The following is a 24,944-nucleotide window of genomic DNA, read 5'->3' as shown; positions in this document are numbered from 1 at the left end:
AACTGACAGGATGTACCTAGGGAGGAGGGAGTCGAATTATGGCGAACGATCAGCATACTGAACTGGAAGCAGAATTTACTCTGGATCAGGTTAAGGACCAGCTTATTGAACAAGGTAAAAAAAGATCATCTCTGAATTACAAAGATATCATGGAGAAACTGTCGCCGTTTGATCAGGACCCCGAGCAGATGGAGGAGTTCTACGAGCAGCTCAGTGATCACGGGATTGAAGTGGTTAATGATAACGAGGATGAAGGCTCTCCGCTGCGTCAGGGTGAGGACAGTGAGAATAACGATAGCGATGATTTCAGCTTTGACGACGACTTGTCGCTTCCGCCGGGAATCAAAATTAACGACCCTGTCCGGATGTATCTAAAGGAAATCGGCCGTGTGCCCCTGCTCTCTGCGGATGATGAAGTAGAGCTGGCCATGCGGATCAAGAACGGTGACGAGGAAGCGAAGCGCCGTCTGGCGGAAGCCAACCTCCGTCTCGTTGTAAGTATCGCCAAACGTTATGTCGGACGCGGCATGCTGTTCCTGGATCTGATTCAGGAGGGCAACATGGGTCTGATCAAAGCGGTTGAAAAGTTTGACCACAACAAAGGCTTCAAATTCAGCACCTATGCCACATGGTGGATCCGCCAGGCGATTACCCGTGCGATTGCCGACCAGGCCCGCACGATCCGTATTCCGGTGCATATGGTGGAAACGATCAACAAGCTGATCCGTGTCTCCCGCCAGCTGCTGCAGGAACTGGGACGCGAGCCTTCGCCGGAGGAAATTGCGGCTGAGATGGAATTGACCGTGGAGAAGGTCAGAGAAATCATGAAGATTGCTCAAGAGCCGGTATCGCTGGAAACGCCGATCGGGGAAGAGGATGACTCGCATCTGGGCGATTTCATTGAGGATCAGGAGGCGCTGGCGCCTGCGGATGCAGCTGCTTATGAGCTGCTGAAGGAACAGCTGGAGGATGTACTGGACACGCTCACCGAGCGTGAAGAGAACGTGCTTAGACTCCGTTTCGGTCTGGATGACGGACGGACAAGAACACTTGAGGAAGTAGGCAAGGTCTTTGGCGTAACCCGTGAGCGGATTCGTCAGATCGAAGCCAAGGCGCTGCGCAAGCTGCGTCATCCGAGCCGCAGCAAACGGCTTAAGGATTTCCTCGAATAGATGTACTATACCCGGACCTTCTGCTGCACGGCGGCAGGAGGTCCTTTGCGCTTAAGAACAGCCTAAGCACCAGGGGGAAATGGGGGATCGGGCGTTGAATCTGGAAAAACGTGAGACCATTATTAAAGAGATTCAATACTGGAGAAGAAGCAAGCTGCTGCCGGAGCAATACTGTGATTTCCTGAGTAACCTCTATAATGACGAGGATAAAATCAAGGACAGTAATCCGGTGTCACTGCAGAATCTGCAGCAGGGAAGCATCAAAATATGGCTGTTTGGTTTTGGAATAATTTCCTTGATTTTCATGATTAGTCTTTATTTTAGCGTTTTTCCCTGGCCTTTGCAACTTGCAACGGCACTATGTGTCTTAGTCGTCTGTTACGGCTATTCGGCTATTTACCGGGACCGGAATCAGAGCATCAGCCTGCTGCTGGCCGGAGTCGGCAGCATCCTGACACTGGGCTTCGGCTTATGGCTGATTGCCCTGCATAACCTTGATCCTGATTTCTGGCGGCCTCTGCTGATAGCCGTGTGCGGACTGCTCTGGAGCGCGCTGGGCTTCATGCTGCGGATTGGATTGCTGCATTACTGCGGAATAGCCTTCTGGGCACTGCTGTATGCCGGATTCTCCGGGCAGATGCGCCCTGAGGCGTCCATGCTGGAGCTTGAGCTGCTCTGGCTGCCGCTGTGTGTAATCATGGTGTGGCTGAGCTGGCTGCTCTATCACAAGGTAAGCGGCGTGTCAGGCGTCTATCTGGGTGTGGGGGTTTCACTGTGGTTAATGCCGGAAGTTGATGCGCTGTGGCTAAGAGATGGCTTTCCGGATTGGGTATCGCTGTTACTGATAGTGAAGATTGCGGTAGGGCTGGCTCTGCTGTTTATTTTCCGAAAAAAATGGATAACGTGGGTGGCATCATGAACAAAGTAAAATTATCAGACCGGCTGCAGCTTCTGCTGGAACAGGTGCCGGAGGGGAGCAGACTTGCCGATATCGGCTCTGATCACGCCCTGCTTCCGGTAGCCGCTGTCGAGAGCGGCAAAGCTGTCTCTGCAATTGCCGGTGAAGTAAATCCCGGTCCGTATGATGCGGCGCGCAAAGGCGTTGCAGAAGCCGGATTAGGCGCAAGAATAGCCGTCCGCCGAGGTGACGGCCTGGAAGTGCTGGAACCCGGAGAAGCGGACTGTATCTCGATCGCCGGCATGGGCGGATCGCTGATCGCAGCCATTCTTGAACGCGGCCGGGTGCTCGGTAAGCTGGAGGGTGTTAAGACCCTGGCGCTGCAGCCGAATGTCGGTGAGGATATTCTGCGCCGCTGGCTGCTGAATAACGGCTGGGTTGTCACAACTGAGCATATTCTTGAAGAGGACAGCAAAACGTATGAAGTACTGACTGCGCTGCCGGAAGGACAGGCCTTCGGTCTGACAAATGAGCAGCTGTATCTTGAGCGTGTGCTGCCGGGCGGCGCTGTTGTGAGTCCGGAGCTGCTGCTGCAGATGGGCCCCTGGCTGCTGGAGAGACCGAATGCGGTGTTCTTTGCCAAATGGCAGGGTGAAATAACCAAGCTGGAGGGAATATTGGCTTCACTGTCCCGTTCTGAGCTGGAATCGGCAGAAGAGAAGCGGAATGCAATCCGGACGCAGATCAAGAGAATTTCGGAGGTGCTGGAATGTTTGCCAAAGGACAGACTGTAATCAGCTACATGGAGCAGCTTGCCCCGAAGCATCTGGCTGAGGAATGGGATAATGTGGGCTTGCAGCTTGGCAGCCTGCAAAAGGAAATCACCGGTGTACTGGTTGCGCTAGATGTAAATGATGCAGTCGTGGATGAAGCGGTTGCCAAGGGCTGCAATCTGATTATTGCGCATCATGCGATTATTTTCCGGCCGGTCAAAGCAATTCAGACTGACACCCCTATGGGTAAACTATACGAAAAGCTGATTAAAAACGATATTGCCGTCTATATCAGCCACACCAATCTTGATGTGGCTGAAGGCGGAATGAATGACTGGATGGCTGAAGCACTGGGTATTGTAGGCGGTGCGCCGATCAAGGACATTCATACGGATCAGCTGTCGAAGCTGGTCGTGTTCGTTCCAAAGGACCATCATCAGAAGGTGCTGGATGCAATCCTGAACGCAGGTGCGGGCTGGATCGGCAATTACAGCCACTGCAGCTTCAACATAGAGGGCTATGGTACGTTTGTGCCGCGCGAGGGCTCAGACCCTTATATCGGTGAAGCCGGCAAAATGGAGCGGGCCGAGGAAATCCGCATCGAAACGATTGTGCCGCTGTCTGTCCGCAACAAGGTGGTGCAGGCGATGCTGAAGGCGCATCCTTATGAAGAGGTTGCTTATGATCTCTATTCTATGGATCTTAAAGGCCGCAGCTTCGGTCTGGGCCGGGTAGGCAGGCTTGAGGAGCCGGTAACACTAGGGGAATTCATCGAAACGGTCAAAAAAGGACTGGACGTGGAACATGTCCGTGTTGTCGGTGACTTGAACCGCAAAATCCGCAAGGCCGCTGTAATGGGCGGCTCGGGGGCTAAGTATTATAACAGTGCTATTTTTAAAGGAGCCGATGTGCTGGTAACGGGTGATATTGATTACCATACCGCACAGGACGCCCACCTGGCCGGGATTACACTGATAGATCCGGGCCATAATGCCGAGAAGATTATGAAGGTCAAGGTAGCGGCGTTTATGAGCGGCAAGCTGACCGAGCATAAGTATGATACAACAGTCTTTGCTTCGGAAATCGGCACAGAGCCGTTCAGATTCCTCTAGAACCCTTTTATTTGTACTTGTGCAGGCTGGTGCAAGTCTGTATAATATACAATGTTGTTCGGGAAGTTTGACAGACAATCGCCGGCGGCTTGCCGCGGGAGGAAAGTCCGGGCTCCACAAGGCAGGGTGCTGGATAACGTCCAGTCGGCGCGAGCCGAAGGATAGTGCCACAGAAATGGACCGCCGATGGCCGCTTTCGGGCGGCACAGGCAAGGATGGAACCGAGGTGTAAGAGACCCCGAGGAACGCTGGTGACTTCGTTCCTGGTAAACCCCATCTGGAGCAAGACCTAATGAGACACAGCACTTCCTTAACCGGAAGGGCAGCCTTCGCCTGAGGCGTGTCTAGGTTGGTCGCTGGAGCTGTGCAGTAATGTACGGCCTAGATAGATGATTGTCGCTTATGGTGGGAGGGTTGTTCCCGTATGAACCACAACGAGCACAGAACCCGGCTTACGGCAAACTTTCCTAACTGACAACCTATTGTGACTGATATAGCTACTTATGAAGCTTATATACGGCAAGCTAGCGGCCCTCCTCTGGAGGGCCGCTTTTCTTTGTTCTTTGATATGCGTGCAGGGGACATACTGAGGTTAAAGGTGTCATTGAAGTCCGTCTTGCTGTGTCTCAAGGTCAGCTTAGTATCTCAGAAGTACCTAACCAGAGCCTGCTTAAGCCAGTGTGTCGACTGCCCCGGCTACCGACAGCCGGTAGTTCTCCAGCGCCTTCTCGAGCCGCCGTACAGCAGACGGCAGCAGCTCAGGCGGTGTGTGGGTGAAGTTGAGGCGCATGGCATTTTTCAGCGGGGATGCGGCATAGAAAACCTCTCCGGGTACGAAGGCAACGCCCTGCTCTACCGCGAAAGGCAGCAGCTTGGAGGTATCTATACCCTCAGACAGCTTCAGCCACAGGAACATCCCGCCGCGCGGCTCGTGGAAGCTTGCATTCTTCCAGCACTCTCCGCTGAGCTCACCTGCCAGCAGCTTCATCCGGGCGTTGTACTCGCGTGAGATGAGGCGGATATGAGCCTCGATGTCGAAGTGCAGAAGCAGTTCATGCAGGGCGCGCTGATCAATAGCGCTGGAGTGCAGGTCGGCAGCCTGTTTGGCTTTGGCGATGACGCTAATCAGTTCGGAAGGACCGGTGATCCAGCCGGTGCGCAGAGCCGGTGCGACAATCTTGGAAAAGGTTCCGGTGTATACTACACACGGGTCTTCACCGGAATTTCTGTCGATGGCTGCCATCGCGGGCGGATAGGCGCCGGGAGTTTCATCAAAGGCAATCTCTCCGTAAGGATTATCTTCAAGGATCAGCACATTATAGCGCCGGCATAATTCAACAGTCCGCTCCCGGCGCTCTCTGCTCCAGCTGCTTCCGGAAGGATTGTTAAAGGTAGGGACGGTATAGAGCACCTTAGGCTGGTGCAGCTTCAGCTGCTCCTCCAGATGACCGGGCAGCATCCCCGATTCATCGCTATCTACCGTAATGAGCTCAGCCTGGTAGGAGTGGAGCACCTGCAGGGCAGCCAGATAAGTCGGAGCTTCAACCAGCACCTTATCCCCCGGATCAAGCAGCACCTTGCAGAACAGGTCAATTGCCTGCTGGGAGCCTGTGGTAAGCAGCATATCGCCGGCCTGAACCGGAATGCCCTGACGCCCAAGTCTTGCAGCTACCGCTTCACGCAGCGGAGCATAGCCTTCGGTGAGCCCGTACTGCAGCGAGGAAGCGCTGCCCGAGAGGGCGCGGTTATAGGCATCACGCACCGCTTCCAGCGGGAAAAGCTCTTCTGCCGGCAGCCCGCCGGCCAGCGAAATAATATCTTTGCCTTGCGTAACCTTAAGAATGTCGCGAACGGCTGATGACCCGAGATGATGGGTCATCCCGGCGTAACGGATCTTCATAGAAATATATCTCCCCGCAGTTGAATTTTGTTGTATCATAACGGCATAGCGGTATAACAGTAAAGCGACGAATATAACAGTTGGGAGGCAGGCAGATGCATATCGATTTAATCCGCAGCAGCAGCAAATCCCTGCCGCAGCAGATCAGTGAGACGCTGGCTCAGCGTATCACCTCCGGTCTTCTGCAGCCGGGGGCGCGGCTTCCTTCCGTCCGCGGACTGGCGGGTTCCCTAAAAGTCAGCCAGGTCACGGTAAGCAAAGCCTATGACGATCTGGAAAGCCGCGGCCATATCATCTGCAGCCAGGGACAAGGCTGCTTTGTCGCCCGCAGGCCGCATCTAGGGCAGCAATCCGGCACGGCATGGCAGGACGGATATGATGATTTTTTGCCGCGGGCCCAGCTTTGGCGTAATTTTGACTTCTCAGGCGTGAAATATCCGTTTCATCTTGCAGCCATTCATGCAGAGCTGCTTCCGCTGGATTTTATCGGGAACGCAATGTCCAGACTTGTAACGGACCAGCCTGAGTTAATGGCTTCGTACGGTAATTTTCAGGGGGATGCCGAGCTGCGTGAGGTCATGCACCGGCATCTGCACAGCCGGGGAGTAGACGTGCATTCCTCCGATATCATGATTACGAGCGGTTCCCAGCAGGGAATTGATCTGGTGGCACGGACCTTCGTCGGTCCCGGAGATACCGTATACCTGGAGGCTCCAAGCTATACAGGAGCAATCGATGTGTTTGCCGGACGGGGAGCGGAGATGATCTTCGTGCCGATAGACAGCGAGGGTATGAGGGTGGATGTGCTGACAAGACTATGTGACACGCACCCGCCGAAGGTGATTTATACGAATCCGGCTTTTCAAAACCCGAGCGGTGTGACAATGAGCATGACAAGAAGACAGCGGCTGCTGGAATTGGCCAGAAGCTACCGCTGTCTGATTGTCGAGGATGATCCGTTCAGTGACCTGTATTTCCGCAAGCCGCCTCCGCCGCCAATCAAATCAATGGACACCGAGGGGCATGTAGTCTATATGAAAAGCTTCAGCAAAGTCATTGCGCCCGGCTGCCGGATTGCCTGTGTAGCTGCCGGAGGCAATATCCTCTCCAGGCTGATTGCCGCCAAATCGGCTAGCGATCTGGGCAGTCCCCTGCTGAACCAGCGGGCGGTGCTGCCGTTCATTGCCCGCAGGTATGATGCTTATGCAGCGCAGCTGCGGATATCCCTCCGCAGCCGGATGGAGAAGGCAGTAAGACTGCTGCGGCAATATGCCCCGCCGGGAGTGACCTGGAATGTGCCGGAGGGCGGCCTTAACCTGTGGCTGCAGCTGCCTGCGGCAGAGGGAATCGTTAAGCTGCGCACTCAGGCTGAGCAAGCAGGCGTTTCTTTTCTGCCGGGCGATGTCTGTTACTCCGGCGAGGTTGCCTCACGCCATATCCGGCTCTGCTATTCGCAGATGACGGAGGATGATATGGAGCAGGGGCTAAGGCTGTTTCTGCAGCTGCTGACAGAGCATCTTAGAGCTGACCCCAAAGCATGATCTGGGCAGCTGCCGGATACGGTATTATTCAATCTGCTGTACCCGTGTGCTGCTGCAAGTTCTTCAGCTCCCGGCCGACATGCCGGGGGTACAGCTGCAGCGGGACATCCTGTCCGCCTGCGGCCTGCAGTGTCTTATAAATATCAACCTGGCCCCAGCCGTAATATTTGTCATGGCCGGCATCTCCGAGGTCAACGGCATTTGCGGTCATCAGCTCCATGACCTCCCTGTTGCTTAGAGCCGGATTCAGCGAACGGATGAGCCCGGCCAGCGCGGCTACATGCGGACTAGCCATGGACGTCCCTGAAAGGGCGGCGTACTGATTGTCCGGATATGTGCTTGCTATGCTTTCACCGGGAGCGGCAACATCAATGTAATCGCCGTAATTGGAGAATGACGCTCTCTCGCCGTATGAATTGGTGGCAGCGACAGCGATGACCTCCTCGTAAGCAGCCGGATAGCCGGGGCGTTCTGTATTGTCGTTCCCCGCAGCTGAGACAATGACCACATCGCGGTCATAGGCATACTTAATGGCATCATGCAAAAACTGCGAATCGGCGTAGTTGCCCAGGCTCAGGTTGATTACCTTAGCACCGTTGTCGGCAGCCCAGATGATGCCCTCGGCAACGGAATAGGTGGTTCCCGCCCCGGAGTTGTCGAGCGCTTTTACAGGAAGAATCTTGTTGTACCAGCTGATGCCGGCCACACCCTCCTCATTGTTGATTATAGCCCCTATAATGCCGGTCACATGCGTTCCGTGTCCCACATCATCGTCCGGTGCAGAACCGCCCGAAATGGCGTTGTATCCGGCCAGCAACTGGCCCTGCAGATCAGGATGAGCGGCCTGGACACCGGTATCCACCACAGCGACAATCACTTCCTTGCTGCCCTTGGATAGCTTCCAGCCCTGTTCGGTTTCAATAGCCGGCAGGTTCCACTGGTAGGTGGAGAACAGCAGATCATTCGGCGTAATTACCCCGTCGCTCTTATTTTCGTATACAGTATCATTGGTTAAATACATATAGTGGGGCTCAGTATACTCAGGACTCCATTTGGATGCAAAATAAGTTTTGAGCTGCGAGTAGTTCATTTTTTCTGAACGGAAAATATAAGCATAACCCAGCTTACGCGGCTCTTTGCAGCGGATGTCGGCTGTTATCGTCTGCAGCTGTGCAGGGGTGGGATGGCCGTTCTTGAACCGCACAACAATTTCATTCTCGTAAAAATGGCTGGCGTTCTCATTGTCATGTCCGGTCTTGACCGTTATATCCTGCAGGGTGTCGGCATGGACCGATTCCACCCGGTATTTGCCTTCCTTCGGATAAGGAATCAGCCGCAGGTTTTTGAGCTGATGATCGGCCACACGGTTCAGAATATTCTGGCTGATCAGGGCGATGACGCCGATATTTCCTTCCCGGTCACGCTGAGCCGTAAAGTAATACTTTTTATCTCCGATAATAAAGGAAGGTGATTCGTAGGACTGGTGCCCTTTGATTGCGGCTTTTGCTGTATCCAGGTATTTCAGCAGCTGTTTATTCTCCTGATCGGTGCCTTCCGGCATTCCGGATTTAAAGGTGCTGGTCTTCTGGGTCCGGTAATCGATCCACATCAGCATGGTGATATGCCCGTGTCCCTGCTGCAGGCGCTTGGCATATGCTGAAATATCATCAGGGGAAGCACCATGGGTCTCGGACAGCATCGTGCGCAGATGTTTACTTACATCCGTCCGGTTTAAATGATCGGTAGCGCTGACATCCTGCACGAGTGAGGCTTTTTTAACCGTTTTTTCCTGTACGGGATTGGGAACGGCAGGAATTGCAGCCTGCTTCAGCTTTGCTTCCTCAGACGGGCGCAGCAGAAAGGTCAGCAGGACGACGGTAAACGCAGCGGTCAGCAGACCGGCAACTGTTACATTTTTTCGTGACATATTTTGCGCTCCTTCAAGGTATCGTATAGCTGTAGGTTTAGAAGAGCGCGCCGCTTTTATGCATCGGAGAAAAGGATGACGTGTCCCATGTTTATGTGATAATATCAAAAGGAATAAACGGCTTGAACAGCTTCTTGATATTGCAACAAAATCATCCGCTAAGGAGCGGTCCGGTCATCGCTGAGGTGCATCGGATGGGATTTTGTTATAATATCAACAAAGGACTAACATAACAGCAAGGACTAATAAGGGGGAGCAACCGCCATGTCAGCAGCTAATGTGCAGAAATTATGTGAATCGACGAGAGACAAACTTAAATCCGTAATCGGAAAAATGGAGCTATTCCTGAATACTCATGCATTGCCTCAGCTCGTAACTGAAGAAGATGAGGAAGCAGCGGCATTCTATCAAGGTTTCCTGTCTGATCTCCGCCATCTGCTGGTCTTCTCCGAGATGTCTTACGAGAAGCTCGGGGTTGCTTTGCGCCGTGCTACGTTTGATGAGGAATTTGCGCAAAAAGCGCTTTATAACGTATATCACTATGGAGTGAATAACTTCTTTTATCCTAAAAATGAAAGCTACTCCGAAGACGGGCGCTACGCCTACACAGGCCAGGATGCCATTCGTTTCCGTAAAAAGCCAGTCCGTCAAGCGCGCGATATTATCATGGATATTACCAAAGTATATGAAGAGCTCCGGGACGATCTCAGCTACTATGAGAATGATTACCTGACCGAAAAGCGGATGCAAAATCAGGTATAGAAATTCAGATGTAACCTGAACGGACGGAGCTACATTTTAACTGAATATTCAACAGAACATGGGACTGTGTCTGCCATAGAAAATATGGCAGGCACGGTCTCTTTTTGCTGATGATCAGCCGCATACAGATCAGGACGCGCGGACATAATGATCCTGAGGTGATGATAAAATGTCAAACGCCAAACCGCTTGTAAGATGCAGCGTCAGCAATTGCCATTATTGGGGCTCACAAAATGTATGCAGGGCCGAGGAAATCGTCATTGAGATCGACAAGCATGCAGGGAGCAGCTTCAATGAGGAATTTGCCGAGGAGATGACCTTTCAGAATCATCAGGACAACGCCGGCACTTCATCCGCAACCTGCTGTCTGACCTTTAAGCCGGGCGAATAGGGGGACATCCGATGGACTCGAACAATGAAGGAAGCAAGCAGGAGCGGGCTGTGCGCAGAAAAGTGATTCTCCGGCCGCGCAGCAGGGTAGATTATCCCAGAATGGATCCTTCTCATCAGGAAGAATATGCTGCTGAAGTGAGCCCGCCGCTTGTGCGTCCGCAAAGAGCGGCGGACAGCAGCACAGAGGTCCGGGACACAGCCGGTGAGCATAGTGACAGTAAGCAAATGGGCTATGTTGCCCTCGGTTTTGGAATTGTTTCGCTGTTCATCTGGTCCATTATAGCCGGGCCAATCGCTGCTGTACTTGGTTATTATGCCTATTCCCGCGGGCAGAAGACAGCAGGGGCATGGGCAATGGGGCTGGGAATTGTATCTGCCCTAAGCTATTTTGTAATGATTCCCTTTGCCAGATAGCTGTTCTGAACCTCAATAGTCTATATCGAAACAGGCTTTTAGACCTATCTATAAGGGTCGGAAGTCTGTTTTTTGTGGTCTGTATATAGCATTTACTGAAAATGAATTGTAAAATATAGGCGTATCTTAAATTTAAAATAGAGCCTCTATGTACCAGGAGATCATATAAAGATTGAACCGGAAAGAAGGTTGTACAGCATGAGTATAGAATCAGCGGCAGCAAACGGGCTTGGACAGCTGAAATGGGTGAATCTGCGCAGCAGCTCAGCAATTGGCCAGTCAGGCAGCAATAGCACAGCAGAAGCCTCCGGCTCCACAAAAGCCGAATTTGCCGCGATGCTCAGCCAGGCTGCCCGGCAGTCTGCGGAGGGAGGCAGCACCCTGGAAGCCGGTGCTACAGCAATGAGCAGCCTGATCTGGCAGCAGCTTGGTGCGACTGGCATAGGCTACAGCAGTATCTCCTCAGGAACCGAAGAGACTGTGCCAACGGACTATGAGGAGCTGATACAGACGGCAAGCGTCAAATACGGCGTGCCGGCCGATCTGATTAAGGCAGTTATCGATACCGAGTCCTCCTTTAATCCGAATGTCGTTTCGTCGGCGGGAGCCAAAGGGCTAATGCAGCTGATGGATGGAACAGCGAACGGTCTGGGTGTCTCTGACCCCTTTGACCCTGCCCAGAATATCGATGGAGGCGTGCGTTACTTATCCTACCAGCTGAAGCGTTATGACGGAGAAGAGAAGATGGCGCTGGCCGCTTATAATGCAGGTCCGGGCCGGGTAAATAAGCTCGGTGTAAGCAATGATGAAGAGCTGATGGACAAGTTGGGTCAGCTTCCGAAGGAAACTCAGGCCTATATTGCCAAAATTGAACGCGCCCGTGCTGAATACGCGCTATAATAACAGGATCAAACGAAAGCTGCCGGAACTCACTGGCGGATCTGACGTTTGGTCCTTTTTTTGCTTGCAGGCTTTATAAGAATTGCACAATAAGGTATTCTATAGGTCTCTATGTACCGTATGAATGGATTAGCCGACCCTAACAAAGGAGAATTTAAATATATGCTGTATTGGGATTATGCTGCTGCAAGCCCGCCGTATGAGGAGGTCGTGCAGACGATGGAGCAGATCATGAGGCTTATTTACGCGAACCCATCCTCGCTGCACCGGGCCGGGACAGAAGCCGCGAGGATGCTGACACGTTCCAGAGAGGTCTGTGCTGCTGCTCTCGGGGTAACGCCGCAGGAGATTTTGTTCACGTCGGGAGCAACCGAAAGCAACAACCTGGCGGTAAAAGGAGCGGCCATGCAGTATCAGGGCCGGGGGCGCCACATTGTTACCACACAGATCGAGCATCCTTCTGTGTACGAAAGCTGCCTGCAGCTGCAGGCACTGGGCTGGGAGGTTACCTTTGTGGCACCTGACAGCAATGGCGTAGCAGATCCGGCCGGGATTGCCGCTGCTGTCCGGCGGGATACCGTCCTGGTCAGCGTGATGCATGTCAACAATGAGACCGGTGCTGTACAGCCGCTTACGGAAATCGGGCGGCTGGTTAAGGCAGCCAACCACCGCACGCTGTTCCATGTGGATGGCGTGCAGGGCTTTGGTAAGCTGGCAACAGAGCTGAAGAAATGGCAGGCCGACCTGTACAGCCTGTCTGCCCATAAGCTCCGCGGTCCGCGCGGTGTAGGCATACTGTATGTCAGAGAGGGCGTTGCACTGTTTCCGCTGCTGACCGGCGGATCGCAGGAGCTGGGGTACCGGGCGGGAACGGAGAACACAGCCGCAATCGTCGCTTCTGCCAAGGCAGTACGGATGAGTGCAGAAAATAGAGTAACGTATAGTAATCAGGTTACACTGCTGCGGAACCGGCTGCTGGATTTTGTGTCGGGTATTCCGGAGTTTATGGTGAACAGCACATATAGCGGGGCGCCGCATATTGTGCATTTTTCCTATCCGGCTGTTAACGGTGAAGTAATGGCCCGCAAGCTGGAAGAGCTGGGGATGACCGTCTCAACCCGGTCTGCCTGCTCTTCAAGGCTGGCCGAGCCGAGCCGCATTCTGCTGGCTATGGGCAGGGATGCCTCTGCCGCGCTCGGCGGGGTACGGATCAGTCTGGGCGACACTCATACAGCTGCGGATATCGCAGCTCTGGAGCAGGCACTGCTGGCTGCAGTGCAAGCATTAAAGCTAGTGGAGAGAGGCAGGAATAAACAATGAGCGAGAATGGAACTTCTTCCGGGGCAGGCCGCGGAAGCAGTATAGATTATGCGGATATGCTGCTGCTGCGCTTCGGGGAGTTTATGCTGAAGGGCAAAAACCGCAACCGGTTTGAAAAGACGGTGCTGCGTCATGTTAAAGAAATGGTGAAGCCTTATCCGGAGGCTGTACTGAGCAAAGAATTCGGGCGGATCTATGTTACGCTGAACGGAGAGCCGGCACGTGAACTGGCAGAGGCGCTGAAGAACGTGTTCGGCATTGCTTCAATCAGCCCGGTCAAGGTTGCCCGTTCGGATTTCAATGAGATTCTGGAAGCCAGCCGGAAATTCCTTGAGATTATTGCCCCGCCGCAGGGGACAACCTTCAAGGTTAGCGCGCGCCGTGTATGGAAAGACTTCCAGTATGGCTCGATTGAAATGAATAAGCTGATTGCCACGCCGCTGCTGCAGGGTTATCCCGGGCTGCTGGTTGATGTGAAGTCGCCGGAGCTTGAGCTGAAGCTGGAGATCCGTGAGGGGGCAACCTATATATTCTGTGACCAGATTGACGGAGTCGGCGGATTTCCGCTGGGAACGAACGGCAAGGCTATGCTGCTACTCTCCGGCGGAATCGACAGTCCGGTAGCTGCCTGGTCCTCAATGCGCCGGGGGCTTGAGGTTGAGTGTGTCCACTTCTACAGCTACCCGTACACAAGTGAGCTGGCCCGCCAGAAGGTGGTGGACCTGGCGCGTGTACTTTCGCGGTACGCCGGCGTCATAAAGCTGCATCTGGTGCCGTTCACCGAGGTGCAGACCTCTTTTACCGGAATCGGACAGGACAACCTGATCATTACGCTTATGCGGCGGGCGATGCTAAGAATTACCACCAAGCTGGCTGAGCGCGAGGGTGCGCTGGCTATTGTAACAGGCGACAGCCTGGGCCAGGTGGCAAGCCAGACCTTGTCCAGCATGAATGTTATCGGCAGGGCTACCCCACTTCCGCTGCTCCGTCCGCTTGTGATGATGGATAAGAGCGATATTGTGGAACTTTCGCAGAGAATCGGAACCTATGACCTGTCGATTCTGCCTTATGAGGACTGCTGCACCCTGTTTGTTCCGAAATCGCCCACAACCAATCCGAACCTGCGGATTACTGAAAAAATCGAGGCTACACTGCCCGGATATGCAGCACGGCTGGATGAAGCAGTTGCTGGAACCGAGACGGTTATCATCACACCTTATGGTGACGAGAAGCCGCATGATCTTGTGCCTGCCCAGCCGGGGCTTCAGGAAGAATGGTTCTAAGCTCTAATCCGGATAAGCAGAAATAATAGGACAGGAAGCATAGCTTGCCCGCTGTGGACATACATGTAATACATGTAGTCCGGGGAGGTAAGAAGCTTATGGATTCAATAGTTTTACTTGGGGAAATTCTGATGATCAATCTTGTGCTGAGCGGAGACAATGCGATGGTGATCGCAATGGCCAGCAAAAATCTGCCGGAGAAGCACCGGAAAATGGCGGTCTGGTGGGGGGCGGCAGGAGCAGTGGCTCTGCGATGCGTGCTGACGTTCGCGGCTGTACTGCTGCTCAAAATCCCCTTTATTCAGGCGGGCGGGGGGATTCTGCTGCTGTGGATTGCCTTCAAGCTGCTGCTGGATGAGGAGGACGAGGTCACTGTACGCGATGAGGGCTCGAGTGTATGGAAATCGATCCGTACAATTCTGCTCGCAGACTTCATCATGAGCCTCGATAATGTATTGGCCATTGCCGGAGTTGCTAAAGGGGATCTCTCCCTGATTGTCATCGGAATCATGCTTAGTATTCCGATTGTCGTCTGGGGAAGCGGAATTATCGTCAATTGGCTGCACCGTTTTCCGGTTCTGGTCTACATCGGTGCATTTATTCTCGCCCATACGGCGGGGGACATGCTGCTGCAGGATGCCAAGTTTGGGCTGGTGGTCTCATTCTTCCTGCCGTCCTATCATACGCTTCTGCCGGTTGCGCTGGGCATCATTGTTGTTTTGACAGGCGTATTCAGGAAAAGGCTGGTATCGGCCTGAACTGAAGCGGGAATAATGGAGGCTGTGCCTGAAGCTGGATAAGCTTGGGTGCAGCCTTTTTGCTTTTCTCGGGTAAACGCGGTTTCCGCCGGGAAAAAGCTGCGGAATGATGGCGTTTTATGGCTGTTTCAGCTAAAATATAAATGGAATCCAGCGTAAAGAAGTGAACTTTGAAGGGATGGGTGAACATTGTCATCAAATAAAGACATGAAACTGGGGATATTCATTGCCGCCGCCGGCCTAATCATCTTGTTTGGAAAGCTGGGGGTATTCGGATTTCTCGGACGGGCCCTGTGGCCGCTCGTAATTCTGATTCCAGGCCTGTTCCTGCATGTGCTATTCTTCAGCCGCCGCGCTTCAGCTGCTGTGCTGATCCCCGCCGGTATCCTGACGGTGTACGGGCTTCTGCTGGGCTTCTGCAATACTTGGGGCTGGGGATACATGCGCCATCTGTGGCCGGTCCTTCTGCTTGGCGTAGCTGTCGGTCTCTATGAATATGCTTTTTATTCTCACGCCCGTAGCGGCGGCATTACAGCAGTTGCAGTCATTCTCGGTGTGCTGAGCCTGGTGCTCCTGGTGTTTAGTATGATTGGTACAGGAGTCTTCTATTTGCTCGGCATTATACTGGTTGCTGCCGGAATCTGGCTGATGCTGGGCCGCAGGAAGCAGGGAAGCCCTAAAAAATGGAATGGCGGCTGGTAATCAAGCAAATCGAATTAGAAAATTTACACGGAGTTGGAAATCGTTTTTTCATAAAAAGACTTGCTTTTCATGGTACTTTCACTATAGAATTAAGAAATGTTGGAGCGTCGGCTTTCTGCCAGGCGCTTCTTTTGTGAGACTGCCGTGAGAAGTCATGAATTTAAACATTTTTAATTTGATAAATGAGAGGATTTGGATACAAATCATGCATTCAAGAACAGAAATCCGCAATATCGCGATTATTGCCCACGTTGACCATGGTAAAACCACACTTGTCGATCAGCTGCTGCAGCAATCCGGTATTTTCAGCGCCCACGAAACCCTGCAGGAACGTGCAATGGACTCCAACGATCTGGAGCGGGAACGCGGAATCACTATCCTTGCCAAAAATACTGCCATTACCTATAAAGAATTCCTGATCAACATCGTAGATACCCCGGGACATGCTGACTTCGGCGGCGAAGTGGAACGGATTATGAAGATGGTTGACGGCGTACTGCTCGTTGTTGATGCTTATGAAGGCTGCATGCCGCAGACGAAGTTCGTTCTGCGCAAAGCGCTGGAGCAGAATCTGACTCCAATTGTTGTTGTGAACAAAATTGACCGTCCGGCTGCCCGTCCGAAGGAAGTTATCGACGAAGTTCTGGATCTGTTTATTGAGCTTGAAGCGAACGATGAACAGCTGGAATTCCCGGTTGTGTATGCATCCGCACTTAACGGTACATCAAGCCTTGATCCTGAGAAGCAGGACGATAACATGCAGGCACTGTACGACACCATCACTAAGTACATCCCGTCACCAACCGAAAAAGTTGACGAGCCGCTGCAGTTCCTCGTAACCCTGATGGATTACAACGAATATCTGGGACGTATTGCTGTTGGACGTGTCAACCGCGGCGTGATTAAGCAAGGACAGTCCGTAACGGTAATTATGCGTGACGGCAAGAGTAAGACTGCCCGTATTGAGAAGCTGTTTGGCTTCCAGGGCCTGAAGCGTGTTGAAACCGAAGAAGCCGGTGCAGGCGATATCGTTGCGATTGCCGGTATCAAGGACATCAACATCGGTGAGACGATTGCCGATCCGGCTAACCCGGAAGCATTGCCGGTTCTGAAAATCGATGAACCTACTATGCAAATGACTTTCCTCGTGAACAACAGCCCGTTCGCAGGTAAAGAAGGTAAATGGGTAACTTCCCGTAAACTGCGTGAGCGTCTGTTCAAAGAGCTAGAAACAGATGTCAGCCTTCGTGTAGATGAAACAGACAGCCCGGATGCCTTTATCGTATCCGGACGCGGTGAGCTTCACCTCGGGATTCTGATTGAGAATATGCGCCGTGAAGGCTATGAAATGCAGGTCTCCAAGCCTGAAGTAATTGTGAAGGAAATCGACGGAGCCAAAATGGAGCCGCTTGAGCGCCTGCTGATTGATATTCCGGAAGAAAGCATGGGTTCCGTTATGGAGAGCCTTGGAACACGCAAAGCCGAAATGGTCAACATGATCAACAACGGTACTGGCCAGGTACGTCTGGAATTCCTGATTCCTGCACGTGGCCTGATCGGCTACAATACACACTTCCTGACACTGACCCGCGGATACGGCGTAATGAACCACGCGTTCGACAGCTATGCTCCGCTGATCGGCGGCCAGGTTGGCGGACGTCACCAGGGTGTGCTGGTATCCAGCGAAACCGGAACAACGACATTCTACGGCATGATGGGTGTTGAAGACCGCGGTATCCTGTTCCTGGAGCCGGGTACTGACATTTATGAAGGTATGATCGTTGGCGAGCATACCCGCGATAATGATATTATCGTTAATATTTGTAAGGAAAAAGCACTGACTAACGTGCGTTCCGCTACAAAGGATGAAACGGTAAAAATGAAAACTCCACGTATGTTCTCGCTGGAAGGTGCGCTTGAGTACCTGAACGACGATGAATATTGTGAAATCACTCCTAAATCTGTTCGCCTCCGTAAAAAGATCCTGAACAAGGGTGAGCGCGAGCGTGTAGAAAAACAGCGTAAGCAGGCTCAAGCAAGCCAGGCTTAAGCTGACCATTCATGCCGCCGGATGATTATTCCGGCGGCTTTGTTATGTCCTTTGGCAATTGCTTAAATTTGAGGATTAATATGGGCAGGGATGATATAATGTAAGCGATCTTTAGATCCGAAGAGGAGTGACGGGCTATGCAGAGCTGGTTCGCTGATCATCCGATAGTCGCTTATATCGTCATTTTTGTTTTGCTGACTTATGTGTATAACCGTGTCTTCCGTGTTAATCAGAAGCTGCCGGTCGGCAAGGAAGTTGTGCTCTATCTGATGATGGCCCTCGGCTCCGGCATGCTGCTGATCTTTCAGCACGACAAGCTGCCGATCATTCAGTGCCTGCTGGTCGCAGTGGGGCTTATGCTGCTGGTACGGGTCCGCTATCTGGTGGAAGCCCGGCAGAAACGGAAGGCTGCAGCGGAAGACAAACTCCGGTAAGCGCAACTTTTGCATGCGTATCTCGTCTATTTAGTAGCTTGAACCAAAATCCATGTGAACTGAAAAGGACTTTATTCCATTATGAATAACAGCAAGGGAAGCCTGCCTCCAAGATCAAACGGACCACAGGGGAACAGAGGACAACAGAACCGGACTGCCCCGCAAACCAAAACAAATAAGAAAAAAACTAAAAAACGCGGCTTTTTTGCAAGATTAACCAGAATGCTGCTGATGCTGCTGCTGGTTGCAGTGGTTGGCGGACTCGGGTACGCCGGATATCTGTACTATAAGTTTGAGAAGGGCGGCTTCGGGACGGACCAGGCCGTCGACAGCGGGCAGCTTGCCTCGGCGAAGCCGCTGACCATGCTGCTGCTTGGCACTGACAACCGTCCGCAGCATCCCTCCAATCTGACGGATGTCATTATGGTGGTTGCACTCAATCCGAAGACAGAATCGGCAACCGTTGTTTCGCTGCCCCGGGATACCTATGTAGAGCTTAGCGGCTACAAGAAGAATAAAATCAATGCGTATTACGCCCGCTTTAAGGGCAGAGAGGACAGCTCAGGTATCTCTGCCAAGGATGAGATGAAGACGATGATGGGCAAATATCTGGATGTTGATATCGACTATGTCACTGTGCTTGATTTTCAGGGCTTCCGCGATATTGTTGATGAGCTTGGCGGGGTAGATGTGAATATCAGTGCGGATATGTGCTATACCGACAGTGTAGACGGCACGGATATCAATCTTACAAAAGGTCCGGCCCAGCTGAACGGTGATGATGCGCTCGATTATGTACGCTACCGCAAATCCAACTGCAGCCCTAAGACGGCGGCTTCAGATGACTTTGACCGGAACAAGCGCCAGAATGAGGTGCTGAACGGTCTGGTCGGACAGATGCAGTCGCTGGGCGGTGTGCTCAAAATCGGCAATGTAATGGATGCCGTCGGCAGCAATCTGACAACCGACATTGAGAATGAGCAGATCAAGAGCATGATTGCTACGTACTGGAAGATTTCCAAAGAGAATATCGCTTTCGTGCCGGTGACAGGAACCTGGCGCAGCCCGTATGTATATATTAACGATACAGAGCTGGAGAATGCGAAGAAGAGCCTGCAGAGTACGCTGGCCGGAGTTGCAGATACATCCGGGACACCCTGAGCACGTTATGGTAACATCTCGAAATTGAATGCAAGTTTGCGCGTGTGCTATAATATAATAAATTGAATGCACATTTGCCGCATAGGGGGCCTGTACTTATGTCCGAAGCCGTTGCTCAGCTCAATGAAACCCTGCTATCCATGCTGCAATCAGAAACGTTTGTTCTTCTTAACACAGTAGATGCGGAATCCGGAGGACCTACGTCCACGGCCATATCCTGGATTTATGCCGTGAGCCCTTCTGTCGTGCGCCTGGCGGTCGATCACCGCTCCAGACTGGTAAATAATATGAAGGTCAATCCGCTTGTGACGATCACCGTTTTTGGCGAGGGTACTGTTCATGCTATTAACGGGCGTGCTGCTGTGAGACAGGATCCGCTGCAGGATGTGCCTTTTAAGATGTGCTGCTTTGACATTGAAATTGAAGCGGTCCGTAATGCGCTGTTCTACGGCGCAATGCTTGAGTCCGCCCCGAGATATGCGAAGGTATACGACGCGCGTGCGGCTGAGAAGCTGGACGGACAAGTGTTTGCCGCCATGCAAAAAGCCCAGTGATAACCTCACTAGGCTTTTTTTGTCCACTCTTTATACCAATATAAGGGAGTGATTCAGCGGCGAAGCTTCTACTGATTGTTGTTCTGGGGTTTAGTATCCTCGGGAAGCTGCGGGATAATCCGGCCGATGATGTCCGCCATTTCTGAGGCAAAGCCGGAAATAGGGTTACCCTGCGAGATATGCCGGCTCATATCCTTCAGCCGGCCCGACAGATCCATATCGGCTGTGACCAGTGCCTTGACGCCGCGGGGGTCCTTGCGGATTGCCTCGGCTACTGAATATTTAATGCTTCCTACCCGGGAGCGCGTAAGTGCCCCGTCAACATCAATCCCGACTACGGCAAGTTTGTTCATTACGACACAGTGGGCTCCGTTTACACCTGGAACTCTTTGGGCCAGCTGCTCGAAGTGATCCTTCAGTGCAACATCACCGCTGTCCTGTACGTCAGAAGGTTGTCCGCTGTTATTGAGGCTTGCGCCGTTGTCATTTGACAGCTTCTGCACCTCATGCTTCCCCTGGCTGCTTAACGCTTCAGGCGATTGTTTACTCTGAGGAGAGGGTGATGACTCTTTATTAGCGATACCGCAGCTTGTCAGCAGCAGCAGTACCAGCAACAGACACATTGATTTTCTCATATGAAATACTCCTTTCAGTCCAAAATCAGTACTTTACCTTATGTTGCCCTTGCTGAAAAGAGTTATGTATGATCAATCAAACCAGGCGCTGTGGAGGGGATATCATGAAAAAGATATTTGTACTGGACACTAACGTGCTTTTGCACGACCCCAATTCGATTTTTGCGTTTAAGGAGAATGAAGTAGTCATTCCGGCAGTAGTTCTGGAAGAAATCGACTCCAAGAAGCGCAACGCCGATGAAATCGGCCGCAACGCCCGCACCGTGTCACGCTTGTTAGACGGACTCCGTGAGCTGGGCCACTTACACAGTGGTGTAGTGCTTGAGCATGGAGGCACGCTGAAGGTGGAACTGAACCACCGCAGCTTCGTAAAGGTACAGGAAATGTTCGGGGAAGTCTCGAATGATAACCGGATATTGGCTGTGGCGCTTAATTATCTCCTGGAGGAGAATGAAAAAGCTGAACCGCGTCCTGTGGTACTCGTCAGTAAAGATGTGCTCGTCCGTATTAAAGCGGATGTGCTTGGAATAACGCCGGAGGACTATCTGTCCGACCGCACGGGTGATCTGAATGAACTCTATTCAGGCTATCAGTCCCTGCTGGTTCATCCTTCACTGATTGATGAATATTACAGCAACCGCTCCCTGTCCGTGAAGCAGCTGAACTTATCGTTTAAGCTGTATCCTCATGAATTTGTAATTCTGAAGGATGAGATCGGCAGCGGCAAGTCGGCATTGTTAAAAGTAAACGGAGATGCTTCAAGGCTTGAGCCGCTCTATCTCGGCAACGACGCAGTGTGGGGCATCAGCGCCCGTAATGCCCAGCAGCGGATGGCGCTTGAACTGCTCTTGAATGAGGACATCCCGCTCGTTACTATTACCGGCAAGGCGGGTACAGGCAAGACGCTGCTGGCCCTGGCGGCCGGACTGTTTAAGGTAGAAGATGAGCACCGCTACAAAAAGCTGCTGATCGCCCGTCCCGTAGTTCCGATGGGGAAGGATATCGGTTATCTGCCAGGTGAGAAGGATGAGAAGCTCCGGCCATGGATGCAGCCGATTTATGATAACCTTGAATTCCTGTTCGATACTAAAAAAGCCGGGGATATTGATAAAATCCTGATGGGCCTGGGCAGTATCCAGGTTGAGGCGCTCACCTATATCCGCGGGCGTTCCATCCCGTCGCAGTTCATCATTATCGATGAGGCGCAGAATCTCTCCCGCCATGAGGTAAAGACCATCGTCTCCCGTGCCGGTGAAGGCAGTAAAGTTATCCTGATGGGCGACCCTGAGCAGATTGACCATCCGTATCTGGATGCGGCCAGCAACGGCCTCAGCTATATTGTTGAAAAGTTCAAGCAGGAGGGCATCAGCGGCCATATCACTCTTGAAAAGGGCGAGCGTTCCCGCCTGGCCCAACTGGCTGCCGATCTGCTGTAAATATATGCAGCGGGCCAAAGCCCGTGACTGCATACACAAAAGCCGGGAGGATACTGCCTCCCGGCTTTTGCCTGCCCGCCCACCCACCGGGGCGGGGTTCTGGTTTGGACTTGAAAATACTATAAGGGAAAAGTGGCGGAGGGGAATTTTGGAACTGGAGGAGCGGAAGCGTCCGCCTTTGTCTGCGGATTTCCACTGCGGACAGCGGTTAAATGAAGAAATCTGCAGACAACAGCGGCCGGAAGTCCAAGCATTCTCCGGAGTCACGGCCAATCCTAAAAGAGATGTTCAGGTTTAAACGGGATCTCCGCCGCGTCACATATATAATAGAAAGAGAACGTTTTCAAAGCCGAAAGACAACCACCGCAACATCTGGTAAAATAGGGAAGGAACGATTAGCCGGGAGGGACAGAAACATGCTTAAACGCAAAAACTATTGGCTGCTGTTCGCGGTATTGCTGCTGGCGCTGACAAGCTTGTCGCCAAGCATGGAGCTGGACACCGCCGAGGGGGACTACCCGCCGAGACAGCCGCAGAGGCTGTCCGAGCAGCCGGATTCCGGGGACAAAAATAATGTAACCAGCCTGAACATCCGGGTATCGATGAGCAGCGTGGAGCTTAAGGCGCTGCAGCGGATCAGCAGCAACTTTACACTTTCAACCGGAATCCAGGTATTTATCACCAATGTGGACAATGAAGAAAATGCGGCTATGCTCAAAACAGAGCTGGCGACTATGGAGAGCCCCGACATTATTATGACTGACGGGCGGAATATTGCTGACCTGGCAACGCGCGGTTATCTGCTGCCGGTAGATGTATACCAGAGCGTGCCGGGCAGTGTGCCGCTGACGGTGCTGATTCCGCAAATGCAGTGGAACGGTTATAACTGGGGAATTCCGCTGGATATAGATCCTTATGTACTGGTGTATTCACCGCAAAGGCTGGCTGAATTGGGCTTTGCCAAACTGCCGGAAAGTCTGGAAGAATGGAGCGGGCTGCTGAATCAGCTGCGGGGGCAGCAGGAACAGGAGGAGGAGCCGGGCACTGAGAAGTACCTGCTGGCTATGGACAGCCGCAATGCTTACGGTTTCTCTGCTCTGCTGGAAAGTATGGGGTTAAGCATGACTGGGGACTATACCTCTGCGCTGGACTGGATACAGGTGGCCTGCAGTTCTTTTTATCTAAGCAGCCGCTTCAATACGGAGCTATGGGACATGCTTCAGAGCGGTAAGCTGGCGCTGGCAGTCCTTCCCTTGTCCGAATGGCAGAAGAACGGCAATGCTTCGCTGTCGGTCAAGGCGCCGGCTAAGTCCGGCACCATATATGAAGCGATGCAAAGCCGGTTTTTTGCACTTCCGGCGGGCTCGGCGAACCCGGAAACCGCAGTGACCTGGCTGGCCTATATAACCTCTGCTACGGCACAGCTGGAATGGCTGGAGAATACGAACCGGCTGCCGGCGCTGGAAGAGCTGTACAACCCGGCACAGCCGGAAATCGCCGGCCTTCCGTTTGACACAAACCTCCTCATTGCAGAAGAGGATGTTACTGCACAGCCGGACGGGCTCAGCTGGGATGCCGTTTCCGATGCGGTTACCCTGCTGCTGACCGGCAAGCTGGACGCAGCAGGGTATACAGCAGCAATGGGACTGGACTCAGAATGAAATGGACAGCTTCACATACAGCACGCCGTCTTTGCTTTCTACTTCGGTAGCATGCAGGAAGGAGACAATTTTGCCGGGATAGAAGCCGAGGTCGAATTCATCCTCAAGGTCCCGGCGGGTCGTTTCCGGCAGCTCAAGACCGTTAAATACTACACTGTCGATATGGAACATCAGGCCGCTAACCGGCTCCTCCTGAATGCTGTAACGGCCGGTTAAGGTAAGCGTCAAGCCGCCGCTTGAGCCGGAGGCGATGACACTGCCGCTTTCGAACCTGAAGCTAAAACCTTCAAATAATTTGTTCTGTGAAACCAGAAATTCGTTCAGATCCTCTTCCTTCAGAGCCAGATTGTAGGTCATTCCCTTGCGGGTGAGGATGCCGTCACGCCCCTGTATGAACTGGGGCAGCCGGTTCATGGCTGAAGACAGCGCCTTGAAATAAGTTTTTACCTCGTGCAGGCCGATGTTCTCCCAGTATTTCGTGAATTCATTCAGGAGCGCACTCATGCTTTCCGGATCACTGCTTGCCCTGATGCCGCCTTCGATCTCCTCGTTCAATGCGGCCACCCGTTCCTGCTGCTCCACAAGCGCGCTTTTTAGTTCCTCCAGCTCTCTTGAGCTGCGCTCTGCAGCCGAGAGTGTTGCCTTCAGATCCTTGAACTCCCCTTCATACTTCCTAAGAATATCATGGTCCTGCCTGATAATAATCTCGTAATAATCATACAGGGCGAGCACCCGGCCGATGCTTTTGGCTGACAGCACAGCCGAGAGCAGCCCGTCCCTTTCACCCATATAATAAGAACGGACAATGGCGCCTGCACGCTCCTGCTGGCCGGATATTGCAGTTTGCTTGACAGCAGCCTGTTTTGTCAGCTCGGCTGCTTTCTCCTCCAGAACGGCTTGCTCGGCAGTAATTCTGGCGATTTCTTTTTCAATTTCGGCAGATGACAGCGTCTTTTCCAGCAGCCTGCGAGTCTCTTCATTATCCGGGAAGGAGAGCGGAGGGGCGGCTGCGGTGCCGTTACCTGCTGAAGGGTAAGCTGCCCGGGGAGGCAGAAGTACAGTAACTGAGATGAGGATGATCAGGAATACGAACCTTCGGATTGCCTTGTTGCGGGAGAGCACTACACCACCACCTTTTGCAGAATAGACCCGTATGTA

General features: G+C 52.7%; 23 protein-coding genes and 1 other RNA gene. 20 read left to right on the top strand and 4 right to left on the bottom strand.

The window, feature by feature from the left end; translation table 11 throughout:
• The first annotated feature begins 38 nt into the window (after positions 1-38).
• The 5 genes from rpoD to rnpB all read left to right on the top strand — a co-directional run bounded on the left by rpoD (position 39) and on the right by rnpB (position 4,425).
• A complete protein-coding gene (rpoD, locus tag BN3772_RS05485; protein WP_042179394.1) occupies positions 39-1,172 on the top strand; it encodes an RNA polymerase sigma factor RpoD in 1,134 nt (377 codons plus the stop codon).
• Positions 1,173-1,266: 94 nt separating this feature from the next.
• Positions 1,267-2,091 carry a hypothetical protein gene (locus tag BN3772_RS05480; RefSeq protein WP_042197546.1) on the top strand — a complete coding sequence of 275 codons (825 nt, stop codon included), beginning with the start codon at positions 1,267-1,269 and terminating at the stop codon, positions 2,089-2,091.
• Positions 2,088-2,864 (top strand): tRNA (adenine(22)-N(1))-methyltransferase, encoded by a 777-nt coding sequence (locus BN3772_RS05475; RefSeq protein WP_042197542.1) that lies wholly within the window; start codon positions 2,088-2,090, stop codon positions 2,862-2,864. The genes BN3772_RS05480 and BN3772_RS05475 overlap by 4 nt, the downstream gene beginning before the upstream one ends.
• Entirely contained in the window at positions 2,840-3,955 is a 1,116-nt protein-coding gene (locus tag BN3772_RS05470) for a Nif3-like dinuclear metal center hexameric protein (RefSeq protein ID WP_042197539.1), read from the top strand. Before BN3772_RS05475 ends, BN3772_RS05470 begins: the two co-directional genes overlap by 25 nt.
• Before the next feature lie 62 nt (positions 3,956-4,017).
• An RNA gene (gene rnpB, locus BN3772_RS05465) (RNase P RNA component class A) lies at positions 4,018-4,425 on the top strand.
• 200 nt (positions 4,426-4,625) lie between these two features.
• On the opposite strand, the gene BN3772_RS05460 is transcribed toward rnpB, so the two are convergent.
• A complete protein-coding gene (locus BN3772_RS05460; RefSeq protein ID WP_042197536.1) occupies positions 4,626-5,855 on the bottom strand; it encodes an aminotransferase-like domain-containing protein in 1,230 nt (409 codons plus the stop codon).
• Positions 5,856-5,950: 95 nt separating this feature from the next.
• Between BN3772_RS05460 and pdxR the strand changes: the two genes are divergently transcribed.
• Positions 5,951-7,396 (top strand): MocR-like pyridoxine biosynthesis transcription factor PdxR, encoded by a 1,446-nt coding sequence (gene pdxR / locus BN3772_RS05455; RefSeq protein ID WP_042197532.1) that lies wholly within the window; start codon positions 5,951-5,953, stop codon positions 7,394-7,396.
• A gap of 28 nt (positions 7,397-7,424) precedes the next feature.
• On the opposite strand, the gene BN3772_RS05450 is transcribed toward pdxR, so the two are convergent.
• Positions 7,425-9,323, bottom strand: a complete 1,899-nt coding sequence (locus BN3772_RS05450) for a S8 family peptidase (RefSeq protein ID WP_042197529.1) — start codon at positions 9,321-9,323, stop codon at positions 7,425-7,427.
• 264 nt (positions 9,324-9,587) lie between these two features.
• Here BN3772_RS05450 and BN3772_RS05445 point away from each other — a divergent pair, with 264 nt between their 5' ends.
• From BN3772_RS05445 to BN3772_RS05390, 12 genes are all read left to right on the top strand, one after another.
• Positions 9,588-10,085: a YpuI family protein gene (locus BN3772_RS05445; RefSeq protein WP_042197525.1), complete on the top strand. Its 498-nt coding sequence runs from the start codon at positions 9,588-9,590 to the stop codon at positions 10,083-10,085.
• 169 nt (positions 10,086-10,254) lie between these two features.
• Positions 10,255-10,476, top strand: a complete 222-nt coding sequence (locus tag BN3772_RS05440) for a DUF1540 domain-containing protein (protein ID WP_042197522.1) — start codon at positions 10,255-10,257, stop codon at positions 10,474-10,476.
• 11 nt (positions 10,477-10,487) lie between these two features.
• Positions 10,488-10,892 (top strand): hypothetical protein, encoded by a 405-nt coding sequence (locus tag BN3772_RS05435; protein WP_042197519.1) that lies wholly within the window; start codon positions 10,488-10,490, stop codon positions 10,890-10,892.
• A 198-nt stretch (positions 10,893-11,090) separates the two neighbouring features.
• Positions 11,091-11,792 carry a lytic transglycosylase domain-containing protein gene (locus tag BN3772_RS05430; protein WP_042197516.1) on the top strand — a complete coding sequence of 234 codons (702 nt, stop codon included), beginning with the start codon at positions 11,091-11,093 and terminating at the stop codon, positions 11,790-11,792.
• Between the two features lie 162 nt (positions 11,793-11,954).
• The gene (locus tag BN3772_RS05425; protein ID WP_042197513.1) at positions 11,955-13,112 is read left to right on the top strand and encodes a cysteine desulfurase family protein; all 1,158 of its coding nucleotides are present in this window, start codon (positions 11,955-11,957) and stop codon (positions 13,110-13,112) included.
• On the top strand, positions 13,109-14,395 hold the full coding sequence (thiI, locus tag BN3772_RS05420; protein WP_086074419.1) for a tRNA uracil 4-sulfurtransferase ThiI: 1,287 nt from the start codon (positions 13,109-13,111) through the stop codon (positions 14,393-14,395). Before BN3772_RS05425 ends, thiI begins: the two co-directional genes overlap by 4 nt.
• Positions 14,396-14,493: 98 nt before the next feature.
• On the top strand, positions 14,494-15,153 hold the full coding sequence (locus BN3772_RS05415) for a TerC family protein (protein WP_042179363.1): 660 nt from the start codon (positions 14,494-14,496) through the stop codon (positions 15,151-15,153).
• Positions 15,154-15,342: 189 nt separating this feature from the next.
• Positions 15,343-15,855: a hypothetical protein gene (locus tag BN3772_RS05410; protein ID WP_042197511.1), complete on the top strand. Its 513-nt coding sequence runs from the start codon at positions 15,343-15,345 to the stop codon at positions 15,853-15,855.
• 205 nt (positions 15,856-16,060) lie between these two features.
• The gene (gene typA, locus BN3772_RS05405) at positions 16,061-17,905 is read left to right on the top strand and encodes a translational GTPase TypA (RefSeq protein ID WP_042179359.1); all 1,845 of its coding nucleotides are present in this window, start codon (positions 16,061-16,063) and stop codon (positions 17,903-17,905) included.
• A gap of 137 nt (positions 17,906-18,042) precedes the next feature.
• Complete coding sequence (locus tag BN3772_RS05400) at positions 18,043-18,339, top strand: YlaH-like family protein (protein ID WP_042197509.1); 297 nt, start codon at positions 18,043-18,045, stop codon at positions 18,337-18,339.
• Between the two features lie 81 nt (positions 18,340-18,420).
• On the top strand, positions 18,421-19,500 hold the full coding sequence (locus tag BN3772_RS05395; protein ID WP_042197507.1) for an LCP family protein: 1,080 nt from the start codon (positions 18,421-18,423) through the stop codon (positions 19,498-19,500).
• A gap of 98 nt (positions 19,501-19,598) precedes the next feature.
• Complete coding sequence (locus BN3772_RS05390) at positions 19,599-20,054, top strand: PNPOx family protein (protein WP_042179352.1); 456 nt, start codon at positions 19,599-19,601, stop codon at positions 20,052-20,054.
• Positions 20,055-20,122: 68 nt separating this feature from the next.
• On the opposite strand, the gene BN3772_RS05385 is transcribed toward BN3772_RS05390, so the two are convergent.
• On the bottom strand, positions 20,123-20,689 hold the full coding sequence (locus BN3772_RS05385; RefSeq protein ID WP_042197505.1) for a YhcN/YlaJ family sporulation lipoprotein: 567 nt from the start codon (positions 20,687-20,689) through the stop codon (positions 20,123-20,125).
• 104 nt (positions 20,690-20,793) lie between these two features.
• Here BN3772_RS05385 and BN3772_RS05380 point away from each other — a divergent pair, with 104 nt between their 5' ends.
• Together BN3772_RS05380 and BN3772_RS05375 are read left to right on the top strand one after the other, a co-directional pair.
• The gene (locus BN3772_RS05380) at positions 20,794-22,125 is read left to right on the top strand and encodes a PhoH family protein (protein ID WP_039875998.1); all 1,332 of its coding nucleotides are present in this window, start codon (positions 20,794-20,796) and stop codon (positions 22,123-22,125) included.
• 416 nt (positions 22,126-22,541) lie between these two features.
• On the top strand, positions 22,542-23,786 hold the full coding sequence (locus tag BN3772_RS05375; protein WP_042197503.1) for an extracellular solute-binding protein: 1,245 nt from the start codon (positions 22,542-22,544) through the stop codon (positions 23,784-23,786).
• On the opposite strand, the gene BN3772_RS05370 is transcribed toward BN3772_RS05375, so the two are convergent.
• Positions 23,778-24,908 carry a coiled-coil domain-containing protein gene (locus BN3772_RS05370; RefSeq protein WP_244444686.1) on the bottom strand — a complete coding sequence of 377 codons (1,131 nt, stop codon included), beginning with the start codon at positions 24,906-24,908 and terminating at the stop codon, positions 23,778-23,780. The genes BN3772_RS05375 and BN3772_RS05370 overlap by 9 nt on opposite strands.
• Between the last annotated feature and the right edge of the window lie 36 nt (positions 24,909-24,944).

This window comes from Paenibacillus camerounensis (assembly GCF_000723885.1).
Lineage (GTDB): Bacteria > Bacillota > Bacilli > Paenibacillales > Paenibacillaceae > Paenibacillus_AQ > Paenibacillus_AQ camerounensis.
Note: the sequence above shows the minus strand (reverse complement) of the source record. Positions and strands in the feature narration are given on the sequence as shown.